The sequence below is a fragment of the Synechococcus sp. R65.1 genome, assembly GCF_047461755.1.
Lineage (GTDB): Bacteria > Cyanobacteriota > Cyanobacteriia > Thermostichales > Thermostichaceae > Thermostichus.
On record NZ_JANSHU010000003.1, the window covers coordinates 42290 to 66535 of the forward strand.

The window sequence follows — 24246 nt, forward strand, 5'->3', positions numbered from 1 at the left end:
GCCTAGCGCTAGGTGACCCTCATGAAACCTTTCTCAAGGTACGTCCTGACTAGCGACTGTACTTGAGCACAAAGGCATCTCGACCGCCAGCGCTCGACTGGCCGGGAAGGGCTCCCTCAGTGTATCCCGCTACCCAAACGTTCCCCTGCCCATCGACAGCAACAGACTCAGCCCCCTCATCCGCAGGGGTTCCGAACTGGCGGATCCACTCGGTTGAACCCAAATCGGTTGAACGGCTGGCTAAACCTAAATCGATTGGAAAGAAACTGCAGGCTCCCCAGAAAGTTGAACCAGCAAAAGAAGTTAAGGCTCCTAAAAGAGCTATCCTAGACACCCTTTTTTTCATCTCTCTCAAGTTCTCCCCTTGCAACCAAAGCCGCACCGCCTAGAGCCTAGCACGGCGTAGCTTTCTGCAGCTGACACCTGTTTAGCTGTGAGATCTGTATCGGCTGCCGAAAGAACCACAAGGGGAGCCGGATCCTGCTCCAGGAAAATGACCCCGGACTAACGACCGTACTTGCGCACAAAGACATCCTTCATCCCAGCATGGGACTGGTCGGCAAGGGATCCCCAGGTTACGCCTGCCACCACGAGGTTGCCCTCTTGGCCTACAGCAATGGCCTGGATCCAGTCGAAGTCGGCGCTGCCGAACTGATGGCGCCAGAGCTCGCCGCCGTTGGTCTCGTAAAGTCGGACAAAGGCGTCGCTGCGCCTCGAGGAAGACCCCTGCGTGTGGCCTGCTACCCAAATCCTTCCACTCCCATCCACAGCAATGGCTAGGACGCGCTCCCCTTGCCCACCTGCAAATTGGCGGCTCCAGAGCTCGTTGCCGTACAGATCGTACTGATGGGCGAAGACCTCATAGGCCTTGGACGGATTCTTGCCCTGGGCGTAGCCTGCCACCCAAACCTTCCCCTCCCCTCCCACGGCCACGGAAAGAGCGCCGTCGCCTCCTCGGTGGGAAAACTGGCGCATCCAAACCTGGTTGCCACTGGGATCGTGCTTGCAGACAAAGCCACCGGCTCTTGCGCGGTCGTGGACGAATCCGGCTATCCAGAGGTTTCCTGCCCCATCGGGAGCCAGGGCAGCGACCTGCTGGTGGGCTCCCAACTCGCGGACCCAAAGCGGCTTGCCGTCGGCGTTGTACTGGCGCACAAAGCTCTTGCCTGCCCCTGTTCCTGCAACCCAGACGTTGCTCTTGCCATCCACAGCGATGGCAACGACTTGGTCAGGCCCAGCGCTACCCAACTGCTGCGTCCAGAGCTCTCTGCCTTGGGGATCGTACTTGCGCAGGAAGATGTCTTCTTCGCCGGCATTGCTGTAGCCAGGGAAGGCACCGTGGGTCATCCCCGCCACCCAGGCATTCCCCCTCCTGTCCACTGCCAGGGCAACAACCTCGTCCGAAGCAGGGGTACCAAACTGCCGCGTCCAGAGCTCTCGGCCCTGGGCGTTGTACTTGCGCAAGAAAACATCACTGCCCCCCGCAGAACTTTGGCCGGGAAGGCTTCCTTCGGTGATCCCTGCCACCCAGACATTCCCCTGCCCGTCCTCAGCAAGGGCGCGCGCCTCGTCGGAGGAAGGGGTGCCAAACTGGTGGAGCCAAGGGCCAGGATCCCGGCCACAGGCAGCTAGAAGCGCTGAGCTGGCAAGAGCCACACCAGAGAGAACCACCTTACTCAGCGCTTGCTTCCTGCCCATAGGCCCAGGCTGGCCGTCGGCAAAGGAACCTGTCCTCTCGATAGGGTAGCTATCCGCCTCTCTCCCCGCAACAGCCGTGGCATGTCTGGGCAAGCTGGGGCAGGTGAACTCCGGATGCCGCCGTACGGCCACGGCCCAAGGGTGGGTTTCACGTTCGATGGGCGGGCGGGGCGGATGAAGCTGTGGCGAATGGGCTTGCGACCTGCAGACACGTCCTCGAAGCATCCCCTTCGACGCTGACATAACGCACCCGCAAATGTTGGGAATCCTCTCCGTAGGTGCTGGGGCAGAGGTAACAGCAGGCCATCTGCCCTTTCGGAAGGGCTTTGGCCAGGATCCCTGGCCAGCGCAAGTTAGGTTAGTTGCGGAGCTCAATCGTGACGTTGGCTAACTGCACATCGTCGTAATCCACCCACGCTCCACCCTGCTGGCTGAGGGGGTTACCTCCTAGCGGCAGTAGAATTTGCAGGGATCCACCAAAAAGAGGGATACTGACACGAGGACCGCTGACGATCCCGCCTGTCTGAACCCAAGTTTTGCCAGTGCGCAGCGTTACGGTGTTTGAACCTAGGCGCAAGTGCTGTAGCGGCAGAGGGATGCGCAGGTCGTCTCCTCCTAGCTGAACTTGCTCAACTTCCACCCCATTCAGAAGGACTTGTAGAGGGGACATGTTGGCGCTAGGGATCCGAGATTGGCCAGCCCGATAGGCAGCGGCAGTATCCAACCCAATCAGGGATCCAATCCGCAAAACCGGTGGGCGAGGCGGCAGGCGTTCCAAGGTGAAGGAGCGGGTCATCTCTACCGCTTGGGCAGGCCCTAGAAACTGGCTGGCAGCCGCCGACTCGGGCGAATACCGGTTATCGCCGAGGCGAATGACATTGGCCTCCAGCACCAGCGTAGTGTTGGGATCCCAGCGCTCCAACTGCAACTGCAGAGGTCGATCCCGGCCGATCTCTCCGTTGCCTGTGCTCTGGGAATAGGGCAAATAGTTCTCCAGCCGCGCCACCAAAATCTCTTCTGCCGGCAGCGGCCCTGGCAGGCGAAACCGCCCCTGGGCATCGGTGCGCACTGCAATCCCTGCCCCTGGGATGGCTACCTCCACCCCAGCCAAGGGCTGCCCTGTGAGGCGGTCCACCACCTGCCCAGAGTAGGCAGAATCCAACTGCACCTGTCCGGTGGGAGCTTCCGTAGCTGTCTGAAGGCGCTGCTGCAGAACCTGCCAATCGGCTTCCGTAATCCGCCCGTCCTGATCGACATCGGCAGCCAGGATCTGGTTGTCAGTCAACCCCTGCTCCCCCCGCAAATAGGCCCCCAACAGGTTGCGATCCTGCACCGTCAAACGGCCATCCCCATCCAGATCGCCCGGTTGAAAAGGCCGCGCTTGGGCAGAAGCCACGCCTATCCAAGCTAGAGCAAGGGATCCCAGCAGCAAGAGAGAAGGGGCTAGAGGGGAAATCCTAGACATCGCAACTTCCCCGGCGAGAGCTCTGGAAGGGGCTCCTTATGTTTTTTTAGCCCAGTTCATTTTCTCCCAGTTAGGACTGGCAGAGCCGGAGCAGAGTACTCTCGAGCCCAATTTTGCTTGCCTTTGGCTGCAGGAGCCAAAAACTTGATGGTAGGATAGCCGTGGTGACTTGCCGTCCTATGGCTCGATATTCTTGCACTGCCCAGCTTACGGGCTCGGCCGAGCAGTTGAGCGAAGCCATCCGCGCCCTTTTGGAGCGTTGCCAGCTCACCATCCTCCACCACAGTCCTGACTACTGGGTGGCTGGCGAGCCCCCCGGAAAAAACCCCTACACCAAGCTGGTAACCGTGGAAGTGTTGGTGGATCGCACCGGCCAAGGCCCCGACGGGCCTGTTCAGATAACTTGCATTGCCAAAAACGAAGAGCTGCCCTTGAGAAGCGTCAACCACTGCCAACAAACCTTTGCCCAATTGAGGGCAGAGCTAGCCCAGTTGCAAGCCCAACTTGCTGCCCAGCGGAAAGGCGCTATACAATAGCGGCGCTGAGTTGCTTGCCTCCTATGGCACGTCGCTGCCAACTGACCAACAAAAAGCGCAACAACGCCTTTGCCATCTCCCACTCTCACCGACGCACCAAGCGCTTGCAGGAAGTAAACCTGCAGTGGAAGCGCATCTGGTGGGAAGAAGGTAAGCGGTTCGTTCGTCTGCGTGTCTCCACCAAGGCCCTGAAAACCCTTAAGACCAAAGGGCTAGGAGCTATGGCCCGCGAGGCTGGCATCGACCTCAACCAATTTTAAGGCTTGGGATTCCGACCTCTACAGAACTAGGCCCCTAGGCCGACCTAGGATTTGTACCGGCAACAGCCTACAGCAGCCCAAACAGCTTGCGCGACTTAGGTTTTAGCCCTGCCAGCAGCGTGGTGAGAGTGTCCCGCTGGGTCAGCTCGTTGGTGCCGCTGGCGTGCTCAATCAAGAACTTGCGCATTTCCTCGGAGAGCTTGGCGTCGGTAAAGTCGGCGCCGACAAAGCTGGCCCCTTCGATTTGGGCTTCTTGCAGGTTGGCTCCCACCAAGAGGGCTTGGTCGAAGTTAGCCTGTTGCAACTGACAACAAGCTAGGACTGCCTGAGAGAGGTTGCAGCGAAATAGGTTGGCTTGGCGAAAGTCAGCGGCAAAAAAGTTGCCTCCCGTTAGGTTGGCAGCCACCAAGCTGGCCTCGCGAAAGATGGAGTGGCTGAAATGGCCCTCCTGAAAGCTACTTTTGTCCAGCTTGGCAGCGGTGAAGTTGCTATAGTCCCCCAGAGCCTGGCTAAAGCTGGAGCCCCGCAGATCTGAGGCGGCAAAATTGGCCCGCTCCATCTCGGTGCGGCGAAAGTTGCACAGCCGCAGATCCGCCTGCTGCATGCTGAGCGAGCGCAGGTTGGCCCGCGTCAAGTTGGCCTTGGGCATCCGAATGCGGTCGAACAGGCCCCGCGAGAGGTAAGCGCCTTCGAGGTTGGCACCCACAAGGGAACGTCCCTGCCGCAGGGCTTCCAGCAGATCCCGCGTAGTTTCAATGCGAACCGGCTCCAAGGGTTGAGAAGAAGGAGCATTCACGGGTGGGACGTTCCTCACCAACTAACCTAGCTGAGGACGGAGGGCTAATTACCAAGCTAGCGTTTGCGCCGCTTGCTGAGGTTAAGAGGATGTTAACAAAGCTAGCCCTGCTGAATTCGCTCAGATTTATTGCATACTCGGGGCAGCCTTTTGTTTGCGAACCCTAACCACCCATGCAGGTAGCCTTTATCGTTGATCCGCTGTCCCAGTTGCAGGTAAACCACGACACCAGCATTGCCCTGATGGAGGCGCTACAGCGACGAGGACACCGCGTTTTCTGTCTGGAATTGGGCGATCTCTACTGGGATCAAGGGGAAACGTGGGGGTCGGTATCCGAAATCGTGCTGGATCTAAAGGCGGATCCCTGGTATGAGGTCAAAGAACGGCGCCTAGTGCCCTTGAGTCATATGCAGGCGGTATGGATGCGCAAGGATCCGCCGGTGGATACGGCCTATCTCTACGCCACCTACCTCTTGGATCACCTCCCTCCCAGCCGTACCCTAGTGCTCAACCATCCCGCTGGCATCCGCTCGGCCAACGAAAAGCTCTACGCCCTGCAATTTAAGGAGTGGATCCCGCGCACCTGTGTTAGCAGCAATAAGGCCTTGCTCCGCCAATTTGTCGAGCAGGTGGGGCAGGCAGTGCTTAAGCCTCTGGGCGGCAAAGGGGGAGAAGGGATCCTACGGCTCACTGCCGGGGATCCCAACCTCAATTCCCTCATCGAGCTGAGCACTCAATTTGGCCGGCTGCCCGTGATGGTGCAAGAGTATTTGCCCCAGGCAGCAGCGGGAGATAAGCGCATTTTGTTGCTAGAGGGAGAACCTTTAGGTGCAGTCAACCGCGTCCCCAGCGAGGAAGATTTCCGGGGCAATGTGGCTGCTGGGGGTCGGGTGGAGAAAACTGAGATTACCGAAAAGGAACGGGCTCTCTGCGCAGCCTTGGCGCCAGTACTGCGCCAGGAGAAACTCTATTTTGTAGGCATTGACGTGATTGGCGAGCGGCTGACGGAGGTTAACGTTACTAGCCCAACCATGTTGCGGGAGATCAGTCAGTTGCAGGGAGTTGATCTGGCTAACCAAGTGGCCGAGTGGCTGGAGAAAAAGGTACCTGTTAAAACCTAAGCTAGCGTGCCCTTCAACGTTGTAGGGCCAATAAAAAGGGCCCCCAAGGGGGGCATGTCGCGACCGGCCAGCGACCTACAAAACCCTAGAGCAATATAAAGACGCGCTCCATTAATGGGTGGCTTTGAACACCGCTTTGATCAAGTACTAGAATCCCAGAAGAAGAACTCGATCGCGGCAAACATCACCTTTTTTTTAGATTCTGCTCCTAGGGGGAGGATGACTTGGGATCGGCTGCCGACTTCCCCCGCCCTAGCCAGCGCCAAGTAGTGGGCAGCAGGGCTGCGGCCAGCGCACACTTCAGTAAATCCCCGGGAATGAAGGGAAACACCCCCTTGCTGAGCACCGCCAAGGCGGAGGTAGGTCCAACATTCTCGTTCAGCCACACCCCCAGCCAGGTAGCCCCCAAAGCGTAGATCAAAGCCGAGCAGGAGAGCATTGCCGCGGCCATCTTCCAGGGACTGCGATCTACCCCCCAGCGCTCCACAAACCAGCCCATCAGCCCTGCAGCCAAGGGAAAAGCCAGCAGGTAGCCTCCTGTTGCCCCCGCTAGGTGGCTGAGCCCAGAGCCGCCGCCGCTGAAGAAGGGCAATCCCAAGAGCCCCTCCAGCAGGTACAGCAGCAAGGCGAGAAAGCCCAGCCTGGCCCCAAAGCCTGCTCCCACCAGCATTACCCCAAAGGTTTGTCCAGTGATGGGCACCGGTGTAAAAGGCAGAGGGATCCTCACCTGCGCCAGAGCTGCTACGAATAGACTCCCTCCCACCACCAGCAGCAGATCGCGAATGCGAGAAGAACGGGGCAGAAAAGTCTGGGCCAAGGGCAGGTAAGTCGCAGTCATAGAGCACCTGGAGTGTCGAGACCTAAAGGTCAGTATAGGGAAATGCAAAGAAGAGGGCAAGTACACACTAACCCTTTCCTAAGGCATTCGCGCTTGGGCAAGCACAGCTTGGGGAATAACTCACAAACGCGGCAAAGCATCACTTGGAAGCAACAAAAAAAGGGCATTAAGCCCCTAAAAATAGCTTCCCCTTTCAGCAAATAGCTAGCCTTTGATACACAGAATTGGCTTTAAGCGCGCTACAAGTTTCGCAATCTTGGCTTGATCGGCAGCGCGCACCACTTTGTCGACGTTTTTGTAGGCCTGGGGCGCTTCTTCAGCTACCCCCCGCAAAGAGGGACTGCGCACGATGACGCCGCGCCGTCTCAGTTGTTCGATAATCTCCTGCCCTGTCCAGGCTTTGAGGGCCTGGTTGCGACTCATCGCCCTCCCAGCGCCGTGGCAGGCTGAGGAGAGGGAAAGGGCCTCCCCTTGCGCGGTGCCGACCAGAATGTAGGAAGCCGTGCCCATGGAGCCACCGATGATGACGGGCTGACCGATAGAGCGAAAAGCTTGAGGAAGCTCTGGGTGGCCAGGCCCAAAAGCGCGCGTTGCCCCTTTGCGGTGAACGAACAGGCGGCGCTTTTTCCCCTCTATCTCGTGGGTTTCCTCCTTACAGGTGTTGTGGGAGACGTCGTAAATAAGGTCGAGTTCAGCTTTGGGGAAAAGCTCAGCGAACACCTCGCGCACCCAGTGGGTGATGATCTGGCGGTTAGCCAAAGCGCAGTTGGTTGCCGCCCGCATTGCTCCCAGGTAGCTTTGCCCCACTTTGGACTTCAAGGGCGCACAGGCCAGCTCGCGATCAGGTAGCTCTATGCCGTGTTCTTTAGCCGCCTGTTGCATCTTCTTCAAGTACTCAGTGCCGATCTGGTGACCCAAGCCACGGGAGCCGCAGTGGATAGTAATCACCACTTCCCCCGACTTAAGGCCAAAGCCCTTGGCAATCTCGGGATCGTAGATCTCGTCAACAACTTGGACTTCGAGGTAGTGGTTACCCGAACCGAGGGTTCCCATCTCGCGTCGCTGGCGCTCACGGGCGTAGGCGGAGACTTCGCTCGGCATTGCTCCGCGCATGCGGCCATGTTCTTCGATGCGCTCCAGATCCTCTTTCTTGCCGTAGCCCTGAGCAACAGCCCATTCTGCTCCGCCTTCGAGCATAGCTTCCATCTCTTTGTCGCTCAACGAGATCTTGCTGCGGCTGCCGAGCCCTACCGGTACGCTCGCGTACAGGGCATTGGCTAGGGGCTCTGCCATCTCCTCCACTTCCTCGCGCTTTAGCCCGGTTCGCAAGGTTCTCACGCCGCAGGAGATGTCAAATCCCACGCCGCCGGCGGAAATCACCCCCCCTTCTTCCGCATCAAAGGCCGCCACCCCACCGATGGGAAAGCCATAACCCCAGTGGGCGTCTGGCATCACGTAGCAGGCTCCAACGATCCCTGGCAAGGTGGTCACGTTGCTGGCCTGCTCGGCCACTTTGTCGTCCATTTCCCGGATTAACTCCTCGTCGGCAAAGATCAAGACCGGGACACGCATTCTGCCTTTTGGAGGAATGCGCCAGACCGTCTCATCTACACGCTCGAGTTTCTTGATATCCATAGGTTGCCTCCCCTTACACGTCCACCACGCACTGGGCCACCCAAAGCTCACCCTCTCGGGCTACCTTGAGTTCCGTGTAAGTTGCCCCCTTAACTTCTACCGCCGGTCGGTGTCTGGCAGGGTCAACTCTTTCCCCCCACAGGCTGGCCTTGAGATGCTCTTTTGCCAGGTGCACTTCGACTTTTCCAAAGAGCATGCCTCTGACGGCCATCTCGTAGATCACTGCGTTCAGGAAATCCACCAACAACAGTTCCAGATCGCCTGCATTTCCTAGCTCGATCTCTAGGTGTTCTCTGGGAGCTACTTCATCCACGCTAGTGACCACCGCAGTCAGGGCCAAAGCTGCCTGGGCAAAGGCTTCCTCCGGCGTTGCCCCATAGCCGCGCACACCAATGTCGGCCATGTGTTCAAAGTGCTCCCATCTTGCCCGCACCACGGCAGTCCCCCTGCTCTCATTCTCAGGCCAAAGCCAGAGGCCACCTGGATAGATTAAAGTTTCTCTCTAGAAACTGGAGGAGGAAAGAAGGCGTAGCTCAAAGGTGAGGATGTTGGCAGCCAAAATCTCCAGGGCTCCTCCCTCAATGAGCTCGCGGGTGAGACCGCTTCCAGATCCACTTTGCTGGAGTAACTCACGGCTGCGGCGCATGGTCTCTTGGCGCTGGGGATCGTCGACAACCACCTGCCGCTGGTTGGAGAGACTAAGGCGATAGTAGTTGGGCAGTTCGCCGCGGGTGGCATCAATGGCCAGATTGGTCTCTTCAGGAGCAACGCGAAAAGGAGCGCGGGCAGTGAGCAAAGCCACCTGGATATCCTGGTTTTGCCCGTCCAGACCTTGGAGCTCCGAAAGGTCAATCCGAAACCTAAGGGTGTCGCGGTCCCGGTTAACGCGCTCCACCCGCACCTGGTTAAAGCCAACGGCAAACTCTCGCTCCTGCTCACCCAAGCGCTGGATGGTAGCTTGCAAAACGGCCTCCTCGTTAAGAGGGGTAACCCGAATCAGGTAGTCCCAGTCGCGCACAAAGGTGTACTCGTTGGGCCCAACCCGGACATTGGGATCTACCAGGTTGGCGGTGGGGCCAGGGCTACCAGCTCGGCTAAGGGCCACCATGTACCAGTAGTTAGGGCTAATGGGCAGGCCCAGGGTCATGCGCACTTCCAACAAAAGCCGTGCCCAGCTAGCCCCAGCCGTGAGGGCCACAAGGGCTGCTGCTCCAAGGCCGCTCCACAGCCACCGCTGAGGACGCAAAAACCAAGCTACGCCTCCACTCCTCATCAAGCAGTTCCTCTGGCCTCAAGGCCGAGGGCTCCTACCCCTGATATCCTAGCCTCACAGAACTTCCTCTTGCTATGCGAGCCTGGATCCCTATTCGATAGAGCCTATCCCTAGGGGTTAGCCAACTCTTGTGGCACTCCTGTCTCTTGAGTCCTTCCTTGCGCCTGGTTTTGCCGGCGTGCCTGGACAACTGCCACCGTAAGCAGATGGGAGAGCAAGCCCACTGGCCCGGCAAACAAGCACAGCAGCAGGGAATGGGTTGTCCAAACCCGCTTTTCCCACCCCTCCAGGAAGATCCATCGTCCTACAAACAAATCCATGACGATGTAGTGAACCCACCCCGTCGCCATCACCGAGGGCTGGCTGAATAGAGCTGTTAGATTGCCCAGAGATAGCTGGGGATTGAAAAACTCTCTAAGAGTCGCTGCGCTAAACCCGCTAAGCAGAAGGTAGAGATAGACTGCTGCCAAAAGGGCAATGGGCAAGAGCGATTCCATCACCCTGCGGGTTACTTTCCAACCCGGCAACAGGATCATCAGGGCCCAGAAAGGTAGCGCAAACCAGTTGGCTGCGTTAAAGACTATCTCCAGCATGCTTGGAACCCCCAGCATTACCTATCTATTATCGGCCCAGCAGCCCTGGCAATAGAGCTGACAGCAAGGCTACTGTTGCTGGCGGCAGCAATGCGGGAAATCCGGGATCCGCTATCGCCCATGCCCCAAAGATTGCTGATGCTTTTGGCTGTGGAGGTAGGTTGAGCTGGGCCGATGCCGGATTCTCCTGCCTCTGCGTCGGGGGATCTCAGCAACTCCCTGGGTTCCTCAACCCGCTGGGCTGCCATGACCTTGGGGGCAGCAGCTTCCCAGGTGGGCTTGGGGGTAGTCTCCGCAGCAGGGGCCTTCTGGGGAGAAGGCTGCTGAACCGGCACTTTGTCAAGCGGATCTGGCGGCATCTTGGATGGGGCAGAGGGAAGTTGACCCGCAACCTTTCCCCACAGAACTTTGAGGAGTTGCCACATATGGCTTAGCTTCCAGCGCAACTCATAAGTCCAGGCTGGTGCTATCCTGCCATGCCTTGCTCTCAGAGTCTATCCCTCCGCCAGGGGCTGACAAGATAAACTCATAACGAGTATGATGAAGAAGCCGAACTGAGAAGAGACCCACCATGGTGGAGATTCGCGAGATTCCCCTGGCTCAGATTCGCCGTCCGCTGCCGCGGCAGACGGATCCGGGGAAGGTGCAGGCGCTGATGGCTTCCATCCAGGAAATAGGCCTGCAGGAGCCAATTGAGGTTTTAGAGGTGGAGGGAAAGTACTACAGCTTCTCGGGCTGCCACCGCTACGAGGCCTTTGTCCGCCTGGGCAGGGATCGGATCCCATGTCGAGTGCGTAGGGCCACGCCTGCTGTTTTAAGACTTCATTTGGCCTGAGGGAGGGATCCTTTTGTTGCCTCCTTCCTCTCGAGAAACGTAGCCCTGCTCATAGGCAAAGCGCACCAGCTGGGAGCGGTTTTCCAGAGAAAGCTTGCTGAGAATATTGGTCAAGTGGGTCTGGACAGTTCGCGGGCTAATGCATAGCCTTTCGCCAATCTGCTTGTTGGTGTAGCCCTGGATAACCTCCCGGAACACCCGCTCTTCGGCAGGGGTTAGGTTGAGCTCCTCCAAGCGGGGGCGAGGGGCAACATCAGCCTTAGCGGAGTTCTGCTGCCGGATGAGACGGAGGATCTCCAATTGCGTGCGGCGGGATCGTTCAATCTGCGCCTCAATCTTGGCCACCAATTCCAGGGGCTCAAAGGGCTTGATGATGTAGTCGTCGGCTCCCCACTCATACCCCTGAATGCGGTCGCCCAGTTCGCCACGGGAAGAGAGAAAGATAAAAGGAACAAGCTCGCCGCCTCGCTGTTGGCGTAGCTGCCGGCAGAACTCGAAACCATTCATTTCCGGCATCACCACATCTGACACCACCACATCCGGCTGCTCTTCAGCAAACAGGCGCAATCCTTCTCTGCCGGAAGTGGCTGTGCGAACCCGATAGCCATGCTGGCTGAGATGGCGGCTCAGAACCTTGAGGGAAATGGGATCGTCATCTACGACTAGGACGCGCTTCATGATGACCTAAGGGGGAGCCGAAGACTGGCAGCCAAGCTGGAGATCCCTAGCCCATGATAATAGCTGCGGCGGCTCAAGGCAGTTCTTAAGCCCCCATTCCCGAGTAGCGCTGCAGACCCTTCCACCAGAGCCAACGGTTGACCAGCCAAAATAGCCCCAGCCAGGCCAGGCCCATGGCAAAGCCGCGCAGGATGTCCTGGGGGAGCCCTACCCAGAGACTGGCGGGAAAATGCACCAAGTAGGGAAAGGGCGTCCAGCCTAAGACCTGGCGCACCGCTGGCGGAAACACTTCTAAGGGGGCGATCACCCCCGAGAGGAACAAGTACACCAAAAAGTGAAATTGCTCCAGGGCTGATATCCTCTCTACCCAAAAGGCCAGCAGCGCCAGCGTGTACTGCATAAGAAAACGCAGGGCAAAAGCCAAGAGAATAGCCAAGGATCCCAGCGCCACTTGTTGCCAAGAGGGGATCCAAAAAGCGCGGGGATAGAGTAGGAAAAAGAGGGCAATTAAAGCCACAGTAAAGGGGAGGCGGGCGAGGCGTTCCATCAGGTGGCTGGCCACGTGGTGCCAGGCGGGATCCAGAGGCTGTAGTAGGCGGGGAGACAACTTGCCCTCGACCACCTCCTGCTCAAAGTCCCAGATGACCCAGATGATGCTAAACTGGCGCACCAGGAACACCGCTAGGAAATAGCGGATGAACTCCAGGGAAGAGAGCGAGAAGTTCCCTGCGCGAGCAGCCTCGCTCCAGAGCCCCATCATGATCAGAGGCAGAGATCCAGCCAGCGCCCACAAAAGAAGTTCCGCCCGGTACTCCAGCATATAGGCGTAGTAGGCGGAGCAGAGGGCAGCCAGTTTGCGCAAAAAAGCCTTCATAAAGACCCTGCCGACAAGGGATCTGGTGGACGCAAGGCAGGCAAGAAGTTGGCAAGAGTAACTACCGCTCCGACAACCACAATGGCCGGGGGCAACACCGGCGGCGGCTGCACAACCAGGCTGTCCAAACGCAGCAGGTGAACCTCCTGCTCTGGGGTGGTACCCCAGCGGATCAAGGCCACCGGCGTATCGGGAGCTTTCCCTCCAGCCAACAGTTCAGCGGCAATATGGCCGAGGTTGTGGATCCCCATGTAGATCACCAGCGTTTCCACTGCTCCTGCCAAGGCGCGCCAGTTGACTCGGGGGCGGTATTTCCCTGCCGCCTCATGGCCGGTAACAAAGGCAACTGAGGAGCTGAACTCCCGATGGGTGAGAGGGATCCCGGCATAGGCGCTGGCGGCAATGCCTGCAGTAACCCCGGGCACCACTTCCACGGGGATCCCCGCCTGGACTAGGGCCAGCATCTCCTCGCCCCCCCGGCCGAAGATGAAAGGATCCCCGCCCTTGAGCCGCACCACCACAGCTCGTGTCTGCGCTTTCTCAATCAGCAGGGCCGTGATCTGCTCCTGGGGCAAGGTGTGAGCCCCCCGCTGTTTGCCAGCATAGATGCGCTCTGCTGTGGGGGGGATCAGATCCAAGATGGGGGATCCCACCAGGGCATCGTAGATGACTACATCCGCATGGGCAAGCAGGGTCTTGCCCTTAACCGTCAGCAGTCCTGGATCTCCGGGCCCTGCCCCCACCAGATACACTTTGCCCATCTTGTCTCCCAACAGCCTCTTGGAAAGATCCATCTTGCTTAAGCAAGACGGCTTTGACCAGCCCATCTAGCGAGAACAGGCCGTCCGCACCGTCTCAACAATGGCCTGCAGCAGTTGAGGATCGCGCCAGAGGGGTGGCTCCAGCTCAAGCTGCAACAAGGGCCACTGCCGCCGCAACCGCTGAACCTGGTCTTGTAAGGAGCGCAGCAAGCTGCCCGGGAAGAGGAAAAAGGGCAGCACCCGCAGGCGGTACTGGCTAAGGCGCAAGCAGTGAACGACGGTGGTCTCTAGCGTAGGAGGCTGGGCGGCAAAAGCCAGGTGAATCGGGATCCCAAGCAGGTGCTGTTTTAAAGCTTGGATCTCAGCTTGCAGCTGGGCGGCAAACTCGGGCAGACGGCTGCCATGGCCGAACAGGATCCAGGCGTGGATCAACTCCCCCAACTGCTGCGCCGCTGCTACGCGCGCTGCCACCAGATCAAGCAGGGCTGGATGCTGGCCAATCGGCGGTGTCAACAGCAGCTTTAGGCAGGGCCAGCGAGCCCGAAGCTCCTCCAGCACCGCTGGCAGATCCTCCTCCACATGGGCTCCCCTCCCCATGAAGAGCGATACCAACACCACTGGGTTGTCGCACCTGGGCAGCCGAGCCGCCAAGTACCTGTGAATCTGCTCCGCCAGGCCCAGGGACTTGCCTTCCAACTGGGCCAGCTCCACCGGCTGGGGAGCCAGCTGCTGCCGCACCCTCGCCAGCAACTCCGCTGCCGCCTGCTGGTATTCCGGATCCCGACTGCCGTGACAGACCAAAAACACCAGGGGAGGTGAAGACATGACAGAGCTTAGGGATCCAGACGCACTTGTTCCATTTTGCTCCCTACTGGCAAGGTTTCGCGCCAGATCTGGACGTATGATTTGAGATAATGTACACGCCCATTTTTCTAGACTCGCCGGCCCTTTCCCAGGGTTTCATGTCATTTGAGAACCGCTCCACTGCCCCCGAACTGCTGATCCACGTTTTGCGGGAGGGCTTGACCGAATCTACCCATTATTGCCAAGCCGTGGTGGCCGATAGCCGCGGGCGCTCCCTGGCCGTAGCCGGCAAAAGCACCACACCCGTCTTTGCCCGCTCTGCCCTCAAGCCCTTTCAGGCACTGGCCATGCTCTCCACGGGCATCCGCGAGCGCTATCGGCTTGGCGAGAAAGACATCGCCATCATGTGCGCCTCCCATCAGGGCACTACGGCCCATGCGCGGCAAGTGTTCAGCATGCTCTGGCGCGCCGATCTTTCCCCCGAGCTGCTGGTCTGCCCCACCCCACCCGGCAAGCCTAGCCCACTGTGCCACAACTGCTCCGGCAAGCACGCTGGCATGCTGCTAGCAAGCCGCGCCCAGAACTGGACTTTGCAGGACTACGCCCAGCGGCAACACCCCGTTCAGGCTCTGGTGCGGGCTAAGTTGGCCGATTTGTTGCAAATGCCCTCGGAAGAGTTTTTATTTGCCCGCGATGACTGCGGCGTGCCCACCTACCAGTTGCAACTTAACCAGCTAGCTTACCTGTATGCTCAACTAACTGCAGGAGAGCGGCCTGAGCTGGAAGCCATTGTCCGCGCCATGACCCACTGTCCGGAAATGGTGGCGGGCGAGGGATGTTTCGACACCGAGTTGATGCGAGCTACCCAAGGCGAGCTGGTCAGCAAGTCCGGCGCCGAAGGGATCCAGTGCATTGGACGCGTCGGAGAGGGGATGGGCCTGGCCATCAAGGTCCAGGATGGAGCAGCGCGGGCCAAATATGCCTTGGCTTTGCACCTGCTGCAGCGTATGGGCTGGATTCAGCCTGCTGCTGCCGAAATGTTAGGGGAGCGCTTCCTCTCCATTGGCCCTTACACCCGCCTTGAGGTGGAAGGGGAACTGCGTATGCCTTGAAGAGCCGGAGGTGGGAAGGCCTTGCACCCAAACTCTTGGTGATGCTAGTTTTCTGAAGAAAAGGCCCAAAAACTAATGATTGAAGCCCTCTTCAAGACTCTTGACGACGAGCTAGGCAAGCTATTTGCCCTGACTAAGAAAGCAAAGGAGACCGCAGGGAAAGCCCAAGTCGCTTGTAAAGGAGGGCAAGTTCCAGCCCTGAGCCGCCAGCTACAAGGCTGTAGCTCTGTCCTCAGCGAGGCTCTTTCCCAGGTGGAGACGGTAAGACAAGCCCTTGAACAAACCCAGCAGGTTTTGGAGAGAACTTCTCTTGAAGAACTTGCTAGCGAGGTAGGAGAACGAGTCGGCCAGCCTTGGCTGCCTACGGAAAGCCCCCATGTCTTTGTAGCTTTCCCCGCCTTAGTGCGCTTTTCCAGGGAGGGAGTGCGCATAGATCGCAAGCTTCTACGCTCTCAACGGCCCAGTGCCATTGCAGAGAAGATTCTCCGAGCAAGAATGACCAAAGGGAAAGAAACTAATCCAGAGGTAGTTCTTGAACGCATCTGGAAAGCGGCAAAAATTGCAGCGGGTTACTTGAGAAAGTCAAGCGCAGAGCTGCCTCGTTCTCTTCAAGTACCTGCTCGCGATGTCTTCGAGGTGCTCCACCTCAACAACCCAGACTACACCGAAGTGGAGTTTACGCGGCATCTTTACCTCTTGGATCGAAATGGCACCAACCATGTGGAGGGCTACCGCTTGATCTTCTCCGCGTCTACAGGCACGCGCTCGGGTCGCTACTACCGCATTCGAGACGAAGCTGGGGTGGAGCACGCCTACTATCTTTTGGAGTTTGAGAAGCTATGAGCGAAGAGGGCCAGGGTCGGCTAGAGCCTAATTTGTGGCTGCGCTGTCTGGAAGAAGACTACTTGCGTTCTTTTATCCCTGAAGGTGGTGCCACTGTCAAGCTGGCCGTTGTTCCGAAAGATTCCTACTCTTGGGTGCGGAAAGCGCTGCTGGAAAAGCTTAACCAGTATTCCTTTCATATTTTTGATTTGACAGAGGAGTGCTTAAAGCTGCATTCAGTCGAACAGCTTTGGTTTGCCCTTGCTCAGAGAGTAGATTGGGAGACTTTTGCCAAAGATCTGCGCTTCAACATTCTCCAAAAAATTGGATACCCTCCCAGGCTAGATCTGCAGGACTGCACTTTAGAGCAGTTGGCCGAATTCTATCAGATTGAAGCCCGTGAGATCAAACTAGAGTTTCAGCGGGAAATTAAGAGAGGTATTTTTCTGGATTACTCACTAGCCCTTGACTTTCGCAAAGCCATAGTCCGACTTGTCTACGAACCCCTTCAAAGCCCAGGCACTCTGGAAGGTCTATGCTCTGCAATTCAAGAGTGGCTTAAAGGTACGCTGAGCTCTATCAGCCGGGTGCGTGAAGCGGCTATTTTTCGAAAGATTGACAGGACAAATGCTCGAGAGATTCTACTTTCTTTCTTAAGACTATTTACACGACGATCCGGCTTAGTAGCAGTCCTTGTCAGCTTGCTTCACTACTACGAGCGGACCCCCAGTGGACGCCCTAACTTTACCAGTCGACAAATCCTTGAGCTCTACGAGACTTTGCGTGAGTTTATCGATGCGGAGAGTGAACTAGAAAAAACTGTGTTAATTTTCTTAGCTCCTCCAGAGTTTATTGAATCTGAGCGTCTGTCTTATCATAGATATCGAGCTTTGCAAACTCGAATTGAGAATGAGGTTTCTTCTCTTCAAAAGCCTAATCCATGCACAGCTATGGTGCAGCTTCTATGAATGTAGCGATTGCAGCTAGGCGGGCCATTGAAGCCCTACGAAATGGCGTTCCTAACCGGTTCGCAGTTGCAGAACTTGGCTCTTGGCAGTATCAGATTGAGGAGCGTTTTCAAGAGCTGTGCAAGGGTGCTAGTTCAGGCCCTGCAGGAATGCTGATAAAGGGGGATTTTGGGACAGGCAAGTCCCATCTTCTACTAACCCTGCAGGAGCGAGCAAGGAAGAATAACTTTGCCACCTCCCTAGTTGTCGTCTCCAAAGAGTTGCCCCTCGGTAACCCCAATCGCCTGATTCCCCGCCTCCTTGCCCAGGTCGAGCTCCCTGACATGGTTGAGCGTGGGATCCAAGGCATGGCAGCCCGGCTACAGTACTCCTCGCCTTCTTTCCAGAAGTTCCAGCTTTGGGTTAACCAGTGGCAGTTTGGGTCAGGCTGGTGGCCGGCCACCTTGGCTCTGTACCAAAGGTTAGGAGGCGATGACGAGAAGCTAGACGCCATTGTCCGCTTTTGGGCTGGTGAGCCCACTCTGAAGTCCTCAGAGGTAAGGCGAAGCCTACGGGATCACGGCTTGGCAGGTGCTTATCCCATTGGCAAGCTACCCCCTGCAGAAAGCCTACACTGGCAGCGCCTGGCCTTCTGTGCCCAGCTATGTCGGGCCATAGGGTTTGGGGGCTTGGTGGTTTTGGTGGATGAGATTGAGCTTATTGCCCAGTACAGTCTTCTTCAGCGGGTCAAGTCGTACCGCGTTCTTGGGCACTTGTTTGGTACAACAACCCTGCCTGAAGAAATAAAGAAAGCTCCGCTGGTTTTCGTAGGAGCAGTAACCCGCGATTTCGAGAGGGTCATTCTACAAGAAAAAGGAGATTGGGAGAAAGCACCTAAGATAGCTCTCCAGAAGCATATGTCTGAGGAAGTCGTAAAGGCCGGCATGGAGGCTATTAGCCAAGCTACCCCTCTCCGTTCCTGCTTAGAAGCCCGCGAGGCCATTCAATCCATGTGGCGTAGGGTAGCGGATCTCTACCAGAAAGCTTATCCCGATTGGGTACGCCCATCGCCGCCACAGCTTCCTGAGCTCTACAGCACAACCACTGTGCGGTCAATTATTCGCCGCTGGATTACGGAGTGGGATGTGCGTCGGTATTACAGCCCCGATACAGAAATTGTGATTGTAGAAGATGAGGCGATCAAGTCTACCCCAACTGAGGAGCTTCCAGAGTTGGAAGAGGACGAAGAATAAGCCCAGTCAATCCCTAACTAGCTTTGAGAGGCCTCAGCGCTGGAAAGGGTTTTGGAAAGGATTCGGGCTGGAGCTCTGCCCCTTGTTGCGGTACTTGGGGTTGATGGTCAGGGTGCCAGCTCCCAGGCCTCGCTGCGCCAAAAACTCCAGGTTGCGGTGGCGCATGGTGGTGTCGTAGTCAGTTTTAACGCGATCTTCTAGAATAGCCACCTGCTGCAGCGCACTTAGCAAAATGGAAGCTGCCTGTTCGGACGTGTAGCCATTCTGGGAGGCATAGCGCACGGCAAACTCGTCGGCTGCCACCTGGGCCTTCTGGCCTTTCTCCGCTTTGCGCAAAAGGAACACCGCTGACGCCGCCAAACCAGCGGCCAGAGCCACGCCAAGGTTGTCCCCCATCTGCAGCTCCACCAGGAGGCCCATTGTGCCCGCTCCAATGAGAGCAGGGTACAGCAACAGCGCCGACCAGTTGTCTCCCAAGGCCAGCTCGGTGGCCATCACGGCTTCCCGCAAAAAGTAGATCTTCTGTTGATCAGGGCTCAGCTTCTGCCAACGGCTGAGGTCAATGGCAAAGCGGGTGTACTTCTGCCAGGGGAAGCGCCAGAGCGGCTGCACAACCCGAGACTGGTCAGGGGATCCAATCTCGATCTGCACCTCAGGTCGGATCTCCACCGGGAGAAACTGGATCAGGCGATCGAACTCAGAAATGGTGTACATACCGGCGCGGTAGAGCTGCAGTTGGAGATGGAGATCACTACCTACCTATGGTAAAGGATTCTGGTCTTCTCTGGGGGCTAGCTCCCAAAAAGCCCGGAGCCAAGGGGCTACGCGAACTGGGACTGTTGCCCTGCTACCGGTAATTGACAAACTGCAGTGCCACCGGGTAATCCTGCTGCTTGAGCATTTGAATTACCGCCTGCAGCTCATCTTTGTCTTTGCCGAAAACCCGCACCAGATCTCCCTGAATCGAAGGCTGCACCTTCTTGAAGTTGTCGCGGATTTGCTTGGCAATCTGCTTGGCCAACGCCGGGTCAATGCCTCTTTTGAGGCGAACTACCTGACGCACCCGGTTGCCAGCGGCACTTTCCGGAGCTTGAAAGTCGAAGATCTTCAGGGAGAGGCCCCGCTTAGCTGCTTTGGCTAGGAGAAGATCCCGAATGGAGTTGAGAGCCATCTCGCTGGCGGTGGTGATGGTCAGGGATCCCTCCTCCAGCTTAATTTCCGTCTGGGTATCCTTGAGGTCGTAGCGCTGCTTAACCTCCCGCTGAACTTGGTCTAGCGCATTCACCAACTCCTGCCGGTTGAAGTCGCTGACAATATCAAACGAGTGGGTGGAGGCCATAGCCCTCCTCTTCACTGGCGTTCCGTAGTTTAAGCCTATCAAGGGCTTCGCAGGTGCGGGAGAGGCTACAACAGAGGAAGGGAGACTCGCGCTCCTCCTCTAGTTAGCAAAGCAGCAGGATGGGCGACGTTGTCTTAATTACAGGCGCTTCCGAGGGTATCGGCAGGGCAACTGCCTTTACCTTTGCCCGCGGTGGCTACCGCCTGGCGCTGGCTGCCCGCACGGCCGAAACTCTGAAGCAAACAGCTATCGAGCTGGAGCAAAGCCTCAATGCGGAAGTATTGGCTGTCCCTACCGATGTGACGCAGCCGGATCAGGTGCAAAAGCTGGTCGAGGCTACCCTGGAGCGCTATGGTCGCATCGACTGCCTGATCAACAACGCCGGCATCTGTCTGAGTGGCCCTTTCCTGCAGACGACGTTGGAACACTGGCAGGCGCTGATGGCAGTTAACTTCTGGGGCTATTTGCACACCATCCGGGCAGTGCTCCCCGACATGCTGAAGCGTAAAAGAGGCCAGATTGTCAACGTCGGCTCTATAGGTGGCAAAATGCCCCTGCCTCAGATGGCTGCCTATTGTGCCAGCAAGTATGCAGTTAGCGGGCTGACGGAGGCGCTGCGTCTAGAGCTGCAACCCCACGGCATCCAGGTCATCGGTGTCCATCCGGGCCTGGTCAACAGCAACTTTCTCAAGCGGGCCATTTTTCTCGAGGAGCCGGGAGAGGACAACTTGACCCACCCAAGCAGGGCACGGCAGCGAATGCAGCAGGCCCTGGAGAGCTTTTGGGTTAGCCAGCCGGAAGATGTGGCCGCAGCCATCTGGGAGGCTGTCTGCCACTCCAAGTCAGAAGTGGTCGTCGGCATGGCCCAGTGGGCAGTAGCAGCCTACACTCTCTTCCCTGGCTGGGTTGGTCCGTTGCTGCAAAGTTTGCCCGACTGATCCTAGGCTCAACTTCGCCAGTTCAGAGGCGGGTATTATGGTAGGCATGGTAGGCCCTGCCAGTTGCAGCGGAAGGATCCTGAGGATCTATGGTAGACCCCGTGCCTTCCCCTCCAAGTGCTCAGCAGCATCTTCTCATCGTGGAAGATCGAGATGGACGCCGCACGCAGGTGCTGACGGCTGCAAAGTACTTCATCGGTCGCGACCTGGCCAACGATATCTGTCTTAACTCTCAGTACGCCTCCCGCCACCATGCCATGCTGTTGCGCATCCCTGCTGAAAAGGAGGGAGAATACTCCTATCGCATACTGGACGGGGATCTGGAGGGCCGGCCCAGCACCAACGGTCTGTTGATCAACGGCCAGAAAGTCTCTACCCACCAGCTTAAGTCGGGGGATGTCATCAGCTTTGGTCCAGACGCCAAGGCTACCTACATCGTCAAGAACCCCTAGCTTGACCTTTATTGGGTTTGCCTTCTTCTTGAGGGTTTTTCTCTAGTCCTCGTTCGCGACAGCGGTGCGGAGTTGCCGGACAATTCGCTACCTTGTGGCACAATGTGCAATTTCGCCAACGCACCTTCTGCCTTGACGTGGACTAGCTAAGCTAGTAAGCTGGCAGGTGCCTTTTTTCTAGGCATTTTGCCTGGGCTAAAGTTGGCTCCGTCTCTAGCCTGTGGGCTCTATCCAGGGCAAGGAGCAACCACTGTCAGCTCGACGGGAGGTGAGGGCTGTGGAGATCCCTCTGGCGGCGCGGTAGGCGTTGAGCCTGCTACCAGTCATGGATCATGGGAGTGTTTGTTAGCGTTTCGTAGGTCTCTCAGAGCGGATGAGTTGGCAGTCACAGAGGGGTCGGCGCTCCTACCAGGTTGTCCCCGTGGGCGGGATTGCCTTGGGCCTGGCTCTGCTGCTGCTGGGATGTGCCTCCTCATCCTTGGAAGCCCAGGGGACGGCAGCTGTTGCCAACGCTGCCCCCGCTAAAGGAGAGCCCCAGCACCTGCCCGTGGAAGCAGAAGTAACCCTTGCCGGTCGGCGCTTTGAGCTGGAAGTGGCTCGCACCCCTGAGCAACAGCGGCTGGGCCTGATGTTCCGCACCGATTTGCCGCCCAATCGCGGCATGTGGTTCCCCTTCGACCCACCCCAGCCGGTTGCCTTCTGGATGTTCAACACACCGCTGAACCTGGACATTATCTTTCTCCACCAAGGCCGGGTGGTGTACATCGCCGCCAATGTGCCCGGCTGTCCCGCCCTGCCCTGCCCCACCTATGGGCCTCCCCCCAGCCAGCTAGTGGACAGCGTGCTGGAGTTCCGTGGCGGGACGGCAGCGGCCTTGGGCTTGCAAGTTGGAGATACGGTTGAGATCCGCGAGCTCTCGCCCAAAGCTCCTTGAGGGTCCTGTTGGCCGTCTTGATTGCAATTGGGATGGCCTCTTTGCGATGATTCTTCCTAGGGGTCGCTGATGCAAAGAGGCGACGGCGAGCTCAGGATGGTTCGGCTACTGCCAGCAAAGCCCTATGGAGGTTAGCAGCGTAGCCCAGTGGCTGGGGGTCGGGGCTGTGGCCCTGGCTTGTGTGCTTTGGGCCGAGATTGTGCGGGATGTGCGCCATTGGCTAGCCCACCAGTGGCCCTGGCTGATGCCCAAACACACCCTGCACCACCGCCTGTTTCGCCCCGATCTCAGCGTGGTAGACCCAAAGTTATACCGGGAATCCCAGTGGCACCACGACGTCCCGGAAGCGGCGACGATGCTTCTGGCTGGGATCCCCTGGGTGGTGCTGTTGGGACAGGGATCCTGGCTGTACGGCCTGGCGGCGGCGGTGGGAGTGGTCTACTCGGCCAGTTTCTTAGCTGCTGGCCTGCTGCGGGGCTGCGGGCTAGCTCTGCAAACGGATATTACCCACCAGCCGGGGCCTTTCCCTACTCCTCCCAGCCAGTGGCATGTCAACCGCGCCTACCACTGGCGGCACCACTTCGACGACACCAACGCCTACTTCTGCGGCACCCTAACCTTGCTGGATCGGATCATGGGCAGCAGTCTCTCTTTTAAAGGCAAGCGCGTGGCCATCACTGGCGCCTCCGGCACCCTGGGCCGGGCCCTCTTGAAGCACTTTTCCCGCCATGGGGCCCAAGTCATCGCCCTCAGCTCCCATGCGGATTCGGTTTCCATCGAAGTGGACGGACAACTCCAGCCGGTGCCGACTGTTCGCTGGCAGGTGGGGCAGGAGGGATCCCTGGCCGAGCTCCTGGAGGAGGTCGATATCCTGGTCATCAACCACGGCCTAAACGTCCATAGGCAACGGGATCCCGAATCGGTTCGCCAGTCCTATGCCGTCAACACCTTCTCGGCATGGCGCCTGATGGAGCTATTTTTCCAGACGGTGCGCAGCAATCGGGAAATGGCCACCAAAGAGGTCTGGGTGAACACCTCCGAAGCCGAGGCCAGCCCTGCTTTTAGCCCCCTCTACGAGCTCTCCAAACGGGCCCTGGGCGACCTGGTGACCCTGCGCCGTCTCGATGCTCCCTGCGTGGTGCGCAAGCTTATCCTTGGCCCTTTCAAGAGCCAGCTCAACCCGATTGGAGTTATGTCGGGGGATTGGGTGGCCGCCCAAATCCTGGCCCAGGCCAAACGCGACTGCCGCAACATCATCGTCACTATCAATCCCCTCACCTACCTACTTTTCCCGCTGAAAGAGTTGGCCGTCAGCACCTATTTCCGCTTGTTCAGCCGCCGCTCTTCTCCACTAGCCGTCCCCGATCCCAGCGCTGGGATCCCAATCTAGGGAGTCGGGCAAGTCCTAGCCAGCTTATGGCATTGGGCGCCAAGGTGGAGTAAGACAAAAGCAGGTTCTTTGGCGTCAGCAGGATGGGATCCCTTCGGGGAGCGAAAATGCCCTTTTGGAGAATTCAGCAGCTCGCTCTCCAAATGAACGTTGGGTGTGAGGAGTAGGAGTGAGCGATGAAAATTGCGCAACAGTGGGCGCGCGCAGTGCTTTGCCTAGTGGGTGGCGCCTGGATGCCGGGGCTTTTGTCCGGCTGTGCCATTCCCATAGCCGCTGCAAGGGTCGCCGAGGTTCAGGTGCGCCTGGTACATGTGGCCCCCAATACCCCTCCCCTTGACTTGGAAGTGGGGGGCGTCAAGGTAGCGCGCAGTGTAGCCTATGGCTTGGTGAGCGAGTATACCCGCCTGCCGACAGGAGAGTACGACATCCTGTTGCTTGCAACGCCCGAGACGTCCTCGGCTTCTCAGGTGGTGGCCAAAACGGTGGCCAACTTTAGAGGTGGGGGAGTATTCTCAGTGGTGGCCGCTGACGAGCCCAATCGCGTGACGGCCTTGGTACTAGAAGACAATATTAACCCCCTGTTCGATCAGGCCCTGGTGCGGTTTGTCCACGCTGCTCCCGACGCGCCCCCTCTGCAATGGCAAGGGGAGCGGGGACGAGTGCTGATACCCCAGTTGGCCTTTGGGCAGGCTTCTACCTTTCAGGCGATGCGCCCCGGCTTTACCCAAGTCCAGGTGTTCACCGTCGCTCCCAGGATCCCCCTGCAACGCTTTGACCTGCAATTGGAGGCAGGCAAAGTCTATACCCTTTATGTGGCAGGGTTGCTGCGTAGCAATCCAAGCTTGAGTGGGGTGCTAGCGGAAGAAACGCGGGCTCGTCGCCTTCTCTAGGT

General features: G+C 58.0%; 29 protein-coding genes. 13 read left to right on the forward strand and 16 right to left on the reverse strand.

The genetic code is table 11. The annotated features are described in order from the left end of the window. Positions 1-49: 49 nt before the first annotated feature. The 3 genes from NW814_RS02530 to NW814_RS02540 form a co-directional block, all read right to left on the reverse strand. Positions 50-346, reverse strand: a complete 297-nt coding sequence (locus NW814_RS02530) for an SBBP repeat-containing protein (RefSeq protein ID WP_414405148.1) — start codon at positions 344-346, stop codon at positions 50-52. A gap of 158 nt (positions 347-504) precedes the next feature. Beyond that, a complete protein-coding gene (locus tag NW814_RS02535) occupies positions 505-1698 on the reverse strand; it encodes an SBBP repeat-containing protein (RefSeq protein ID WP_414405092.1) in 1194 nt (397 codons plus the stop codon). 358 nt (positions 1699-2056) lie between these two features. After that, on the reverse strand, positions 2057-3163 hold the full coding sequence (locus tag NW814_RS02540) for a dockerin type I domain-containing protein (RefSeq protein ID WP_414405093.1): 1107 nt from the start codon (positions 3161-3163) through the stop codon (positions 2057-2059). A 179-nt stretch (positions 3164-3342) separates the two neighbouring features. Between NW814_RS02540 and NW814_RS02545 the strand changes: the two genes are divergently transcribed. Next, positions 3343-3699 (forward strand): hypothetical protein, encoded by a 357-nt coding sequence (locus tag NW814_RS02545; RefSeq protein ID WP_414405094.1) that lies wholly within the window; start codon positions 3343-3345, stop codon positions 3697-3699. A 23-nt stretch (positions 3700-3722) separates the two neighbouring features. After that, positions 3723-3959 carry a 50S ribosomal protein L28 gene (gene rpmB / locus NW814_RS02550; protein ID WP_414395357.1) on the forward strand — a complete coding sequence of 79 codons (237 nt, stop codon included), beginning with the start codon at positions 3723-3725 and terminating at the stop codon, positions 3957-3959. Positions 3960-4026: 67 nt separating this feature from the next. Here rpmB and NW814_RS02555 read toward each other — a convergent pair whose 3' ends face one another. Next, positions 4027-4755, reverse strand: a complete 729-nt coding sequence (locus NW814_RS02555; RefSeq protein WP_414405095.1) for a pentapeptide repeat-containing protein — start codon at positions 4753-4755, stop codon at positions 4027-4029. 173 nt (positions 4756-4928) lie between these two features. On the opposite strand from NW814_RS02555, the gene gshB reads away from it, so the two are divergent. Beyond that, positions 4929-5876: a glutathione synthase gene (gene gshB / locus NW814_RS02560; RefSeq protein ID WP_414405096.1), complete on the forward strand. Its 948-nt coding sequence runs from the start codon at positions 4929-4931 to the stop codon at positions 5874-5876. 208 nt (positions 5877-6084) lie between these two features. Here gshB and NW814_RS02565 read toward each other — a convergent pair whose 3' ends face one another. The 6 genes from NW814_RS02565 to NW814_RS02590 form a co-directional block, all read right to left on the reverse strand. Next, positions 6085-6714, reverse strand: coding sequence for a biotin transporter BioY (locus tag NW814_RS02565; protein WP_414405097.1), 630 nt, complete (start codon positions 6712-6714; stop codon positions 6085-6087). 204 nt (positions 6715-6918) lie between these two features. Further along, on the reverse strand, positions 6919-8349 hold the full coding sequence (locus NW814_RS02570) for an RtcB family protein (protein WP_414395366.1): 1431 nt from the start codon (positions 8347-8349) through the stop codon (positions 6919-6921). A 13-nt stretch (positions 8350-8362) separates the two neighbouring features. After that, positions 8363-8785: an archease gene (locus NW814_RS02575; RefSeq protein WP_414405098.1), complete on the reverse strand. Its 423-nt coding sequence runs from the start codon at positions 8783-8785 to the stop codon at positions 8363-8365. A 66-nt stretch (positions 8786-8851) separates the two neighbouring features. Then, positions 8852-9622 carry a hypothetical protein gene (locus NW814_RS02580; protein WP_414405099.1) on the reverse strand — a complete coding sequence of 257 codons (771 nt, stop codon included), beginning with the start codon at positions 9620-9622 and terminating at the stop codon, positions 8852-8854. Between the two features lie 110 nt (positions 9623-9732). Continuing rightward, positions 9733-10215, reverse strand: a complete 483-nt coding sequence (locus NW814_RS02585; RefSeq protein WP_414405100.1) for an ABA4-like family protein — start codon at positions 10213-10215, stop codon at positions 9733-9735. Between the two features lie 17 nt (positions 10216-10232). Next, on the reverse strand, positions 10233-10574 hold the full coding sequence (locus NW814_RS02590) for a hypothetical protein (RefSeq protein WP_414405101.1): 342 nt from the start codon (positions 10572-10574) through the stop codon (positions 10233-10235). 212 nt (positions 10575-10786) lie between these two features. Between NW814_RS02590 and NW814_RS02595 the strand changes: the two genes are divergently transcribed. Beyond that, complete coding sequence (locus tag NW814_RS02595) at positions 10787-11050, forward strand: sulfiredoxin (protein ID WP_414395378.1); 264 nt, start codon at positions 10787-10789, stop codon at positions 11048-11050. On the opposite strand, the gene NW814_RS02600 is transcribed toward NW814_RS02595, so the two are convergent. The 4 genes from NW814_RS02600 to NW814_RS02615 all read right to left on the reverse strand — a co-directional run bounded on the left by NW814_RS02600 (position 11030) and on the right by NW814_RS02615 (position 14188). After that, positions 11030-11728, reverse strand: a complete 699-nt coding sequence (locus NW814_RS02600; RefSeq protein ID WP_414395381.1) for a response regulator transcription factor — start codon at positions 11726-11728, stop codon at positions 11030-11032. The genes NW814_RS02595 and NW814_RS02600 overlap by 21 nt on opposite strands. Positions 11729-11813: 85 nt before the next feature. Continuing rightward, positions 11814-12602 (reverse strand): ABC transporter permease, encoded by a 789-nt coding sequence (locus tag NW814_RS02605; RefSeq protein ID WP_414395383.1) that lies wholly within the window; start codon positions 12600-12602, stop codon positions 11814-11816. After that, entirely contained in the window at positions 12599-13363 is a 765-nt protein-coding gene (gene cobA / locus NW814_RS02610) for a uroporphyrinogen-III C-methyltransferase (RefSeq protein WP_414405102.1), read from the reverse strand. Before cobA ends, NW814_RS02605 begins: the two co-directional genes overlap by 4 nt. Before the next feature lie 66 nt (positions 13364-13429). Next, positions 13430-14188, reverse strand: coding sequence for a sirohydrochlorin chelatase (locus NW814_RS02615; protein ID WP_414405103.1), 759 nt, complete (start codon positions 14186-14188; stop codon positions 13430-13432). Positions 14189-14325: 137 nt separating this feature from the next. On the opposite strand from NW814_RS02615, the gene NW814_RS02620 reads away from it, so the two are divergent. The 4 genes from NW814_RS02620 (at position 14326) to NW814_RS02635 (ending at position 18301) form a co-directional block, all read left to right on the forward strand. Continuing rightward, a complete protein-coding gene (locus NW814_RS02620; RefSeq protein WP_414405104.1) occupies positions 14326-15279 on the forward strand; it encodes an asparaginase in 954 nt (317 codons plus the stop codon). A gap of 573 nt (positions 15280-15852) precedes the next feature. Further along, complete coding sequence (locus NW814_RS02625; protein WP_238376915.1) at positions 15853-16122, forward strand: hypothetical protein; 270 nt, start codon at positions 15853-15855, stop codon at positions 16120-16122. Continuing rightward, positions 16119-17069, forward strand: coding sequence for a hypothetical protein (locus tag NW814_RS02630; RefSeq protein WP_414402381.1), 951 nt, complete (start codon positions 16119-16121; stop codon positions 17067-17069). The genes NW814_RS02625 and NW814_RS02630 overlap by 4 nt, the downstream gene beginning before the upstream one ends. After that, positions 17066-18301, forward strand: a complete 1236-nt coding sequence (locus tag NW814_RS02635) for a BREX system ATP-binding domain-containing protein (protein WP_414405105.1) — start codon at positions 17066-17068, stop codon at positions 18299-18301. Before NW814_RS02630 ends, NW814_RS02635 begins: the two co-directional genes overlap by 4 nt. Positions 18302-18334: 33 nt before the next feature. Here the strand turns inward: NW814_RS02635 and NW814_RS02640 are convergent, their stop codons facing one another. Both NW814_RS02640 and NW814_RS02645 read right to left on the reverse strand, forming a co-directional pair. Beyond that, the gene (locus NW814_RS02640) at positions 18335-19015 is read right to left on the reverse strand and encodes a DUF3318 domain-containing protein (protein WP_414405106.1); all 681 of its coding nucleotides are present in this window, start codon (positions 19013-19015) and stop codon (positions 18335-18337) included. 133 nt (positions 19016-19148) lie between these two features. Beyond that, positions 19149-19640 carry a YajQ family cyclic di-GMP-binding protein gene (locus NW814_RS02645; RefSeq protein WP_414395400.1) on the reverse strand — a complete coding sequence of 164 codons (492 nt, stop codon included), beginning with the start codon at positions 19638-19640 and terminating at the stop codon, positions 19149-19151. A 119-nt stretch (positions 19641-19759) separates the two neighbouring features. On the opposite strand from NW814_RS02645, the gene NW814_RS02650 reads away from it, so the two are divergent. The 5 genes from NW814_RS02650 (at position 19760) to NW814_RS02670 (ending at position 24244) form a co-directional block, all read left to right on the forward strand. Beyond that, entirely contained in the window at positions 19760-20578 is an 819-nt protein-coding gene (locus NW814_RS02650) for an SDR family oxidoreductase (RefSeq protein WP_414395402.1), read from the forward strand. An 89-nt stretch (positions 20579-20667) separates the two neighbouring features. Beyond that, positions 20668-21030 carry an FHA domain-containing protein gene (locus tag NW814_RS02655; protein WP_414395404.1) on the forward strand — a complete coding sequence of 121 codons (363 nt, stop codon included), beginning with the start codon at positions 20668-20670 and terminating at the stop codon, positions 21028-21030. Between the two features lie 373 nt (positions 21031-21403). Next, positions 21404-21964, forward strand: a complete 561-nt coding sequence (locus NW814_RS02660; protein WP_414405107.1) for a DUF192 domain-containing protein — start codon at positions 21404-21406, stop codon at positions 21962-21964. Between the two features lie 124 nt (positions 21965-22088). Beyond that, a complete protein-coding gene (locus NW814_RS02665; protein WP_414405108.1) occupies positions 22089-23354 on the forward strand; it encodes a bifunctional sterol desaturase/short chain dehydrogenase in 1266 nt (421 codons plus the stop codon). A gap of 176 nt (positions 23355-23530) precedes the next feature. Next, positions 23531-24244, forward strand: a complete 714-nt coding sequence (locus NW814_RS02670) for a DUF4397 domain-containing protein (protein ID WP_414405109.1) — start codon at positions 23531-23533, stop codon at positions 24242-24244. The last annotated feature ends 2 nt before the right edge of the window (positions 24245-24246 follow it).

Coding starts and splice junctions, on each gene's coding strand:
- NW814_RS02530 (WP_414405148.1), bottom strand. CDS start 346: ATGAAAAAAAGGGTGTCTAGGATAGCTCTTTTAGGAGCCTTAACTTCT.
- NW814_RS02535 (WP_414405092.1), bottom strand. CDS start 1,698: ATGGGCAGGAAGCAAGCGCTGAGTAAGGTGGTTCTCTCTGGTGTGGCT.
- NW814_RS02540 (WP_414405093.1), bottom strand. CDS start 3,163: ATGTCTAGGATTTCCCCTCTAGCCCCTTCTCTCTTGCTGCTGGGATCC.
- NW814_RS02545 (WP_414405094.1), top strand. CDS start 3,343: ATGGCTCGATATTCTTGCACTGCCCAGCTTACGGGCTCGGCCGAGCAG.
- rpmB (WP_414395357.1), top strand. CDS start 3,723: ATGGCACGTCGCTGCCAACTGACCAACAAAAAGCGCAACAACGCCTTT.
- gshB (WP_414405096.1), top strand. CDS start 4,929: ATGCAGGTAGCCTTTATCGTTGATCCGCTGTCCCAGTTGCAGGTAAAC.
- NW814_RS02565 (WP_414405097.1), bottom strand. CDS start 6,714: ATGACTGCGACTTACCTGCCCTTGGCCCAGACTTTTCTGCCCCGTTCT.
- NW814_RS02570 (WP_414395366.1), bottom strand. CDS start 8,349: ATGGATATCAAGAAACTCGAGCGTGTAGATGAGACGGTCTGGCGCATT.
- NW814_RS02580 (WP_414405099.1), bottom strand. CDS start 9,622: ATGAGGAGTGGAGGCGTAGCTTGGTTTTTGCGTCCTCAGCGGTGGCTG.
- NW814_RS02585 (WP_414405100.1), bottom strand. CDS start 10,215: ATGCTGGAGATAGTCTTTAACGCAGCCAACTGGTTTGCGCTACCTTTC.
- NW814_RS02590 (WP_414405101.1), bottom strand. CDS start 10,574: ATGCCGCCAGATCCGCTTGACAAAGTGCCGGTTCAGCAGCCTTCTCCC.
- NW814_RS02595 (WP_414395378.1), top strand. CDS start 10,787: ATGGTGGAGATTCGCGAGATTCCCCTGGCTCAGATTCGCCGTCCGCTG.
- NW814_RS02600 (WP_414395381.1), bottom strand. CDS start 11,728: ATGAAGCGCGTCCTAGTCGTAGATGACGATCCCATTTCCCTCAAGGTT.
- NW814_RS02605 (WP_414395383.1), bottom strand. CDS start 12,602: ATGAAGGCTTTTTTGCGCAAACTGGCTGCCCTCTGCTCCGCCTACTAC.
- cobA (WP_414405102.1), bottom strand. CDS start 13,363: ATGGGCAAAGTGTATCTGGTGGGGGCAGGGCCCGGAGATCCAGGACTG.
- NW814_RS02615 (WP_414405103.1), bottom strand. CDS start 14,188: ATGTCTTCACCTCCCCTGGTGTTTTTGGTCTGTCACGGCAGTCGGGAT.
- NW814_RS02620 (WP_414405104.1), top strand. CDS start 14,326: ATGTCATTTGAGAACCGCTCCACTGCCCCCGAACTGCTGATCCACGTT.
- NW814_RS02630 (WP_414402381.1), top strand. CDS start 16,119: ATGAGCGAAGAGGGCCAGGGTCGGCTAGAGCCTAATTTGTGGCTGCGC.
- NW814_RS02635 (WP_414405105.1), top strand. CDS start 17,066: ATGAATGTAGCGATTGCAGCTAGGCGGGCCATTGAAGCCCTACGAAAT.
- NW814_RS02640 (WP_414405106.1), bottom strand. CDS start 19,015: ATGTACACCATTTCTGAGTTCGATCGCCTGATCCAGTTTCTCCCGGTG.
- NW814_RS02645 (WP_414395400.1), bottom strand. CDS start 19,640: ATGGCCTCCACCCACTCGTTTGATATTGTCAGCGACTTCAACCGGCAG.
- NW814_RS02650 (WP_414395402.1), top strand. CDS start 19,760: ATGGGCGACGTTGTCTTAATTACAGGCGCTTCCGAGGGTATCGGCAGG.
- NW814_RS02655 (WP_414395404.1), top strand. CDS start 20,668: ATGGTAGACCCCGTGCCTTCCCCTCCAAGTGCTCAGCAGCATCTTCTC.
- NW814_RS02660 (WP_414405107.1), top strand. CDS start 21,404: ATGAGTTGGCAGTCACAGAGGGGTCGGCGCTCCTACCAGGTTGTCCCC.
- NW814_RS02665 (WP_414405108.1), top strand. CDS start 22,089: ATGGAGGTTAGCAGCGTAGCCCAGTGGCTGGGGGTCGGGGCTGTGGCC.
- NW814_RS02670 (WP_414405109.1), top strand. CDS start 23,531: ATGAAAATTGCGCAACAGTGGGCGCGCGCAGTGCTTTGCCTAGTGGGT.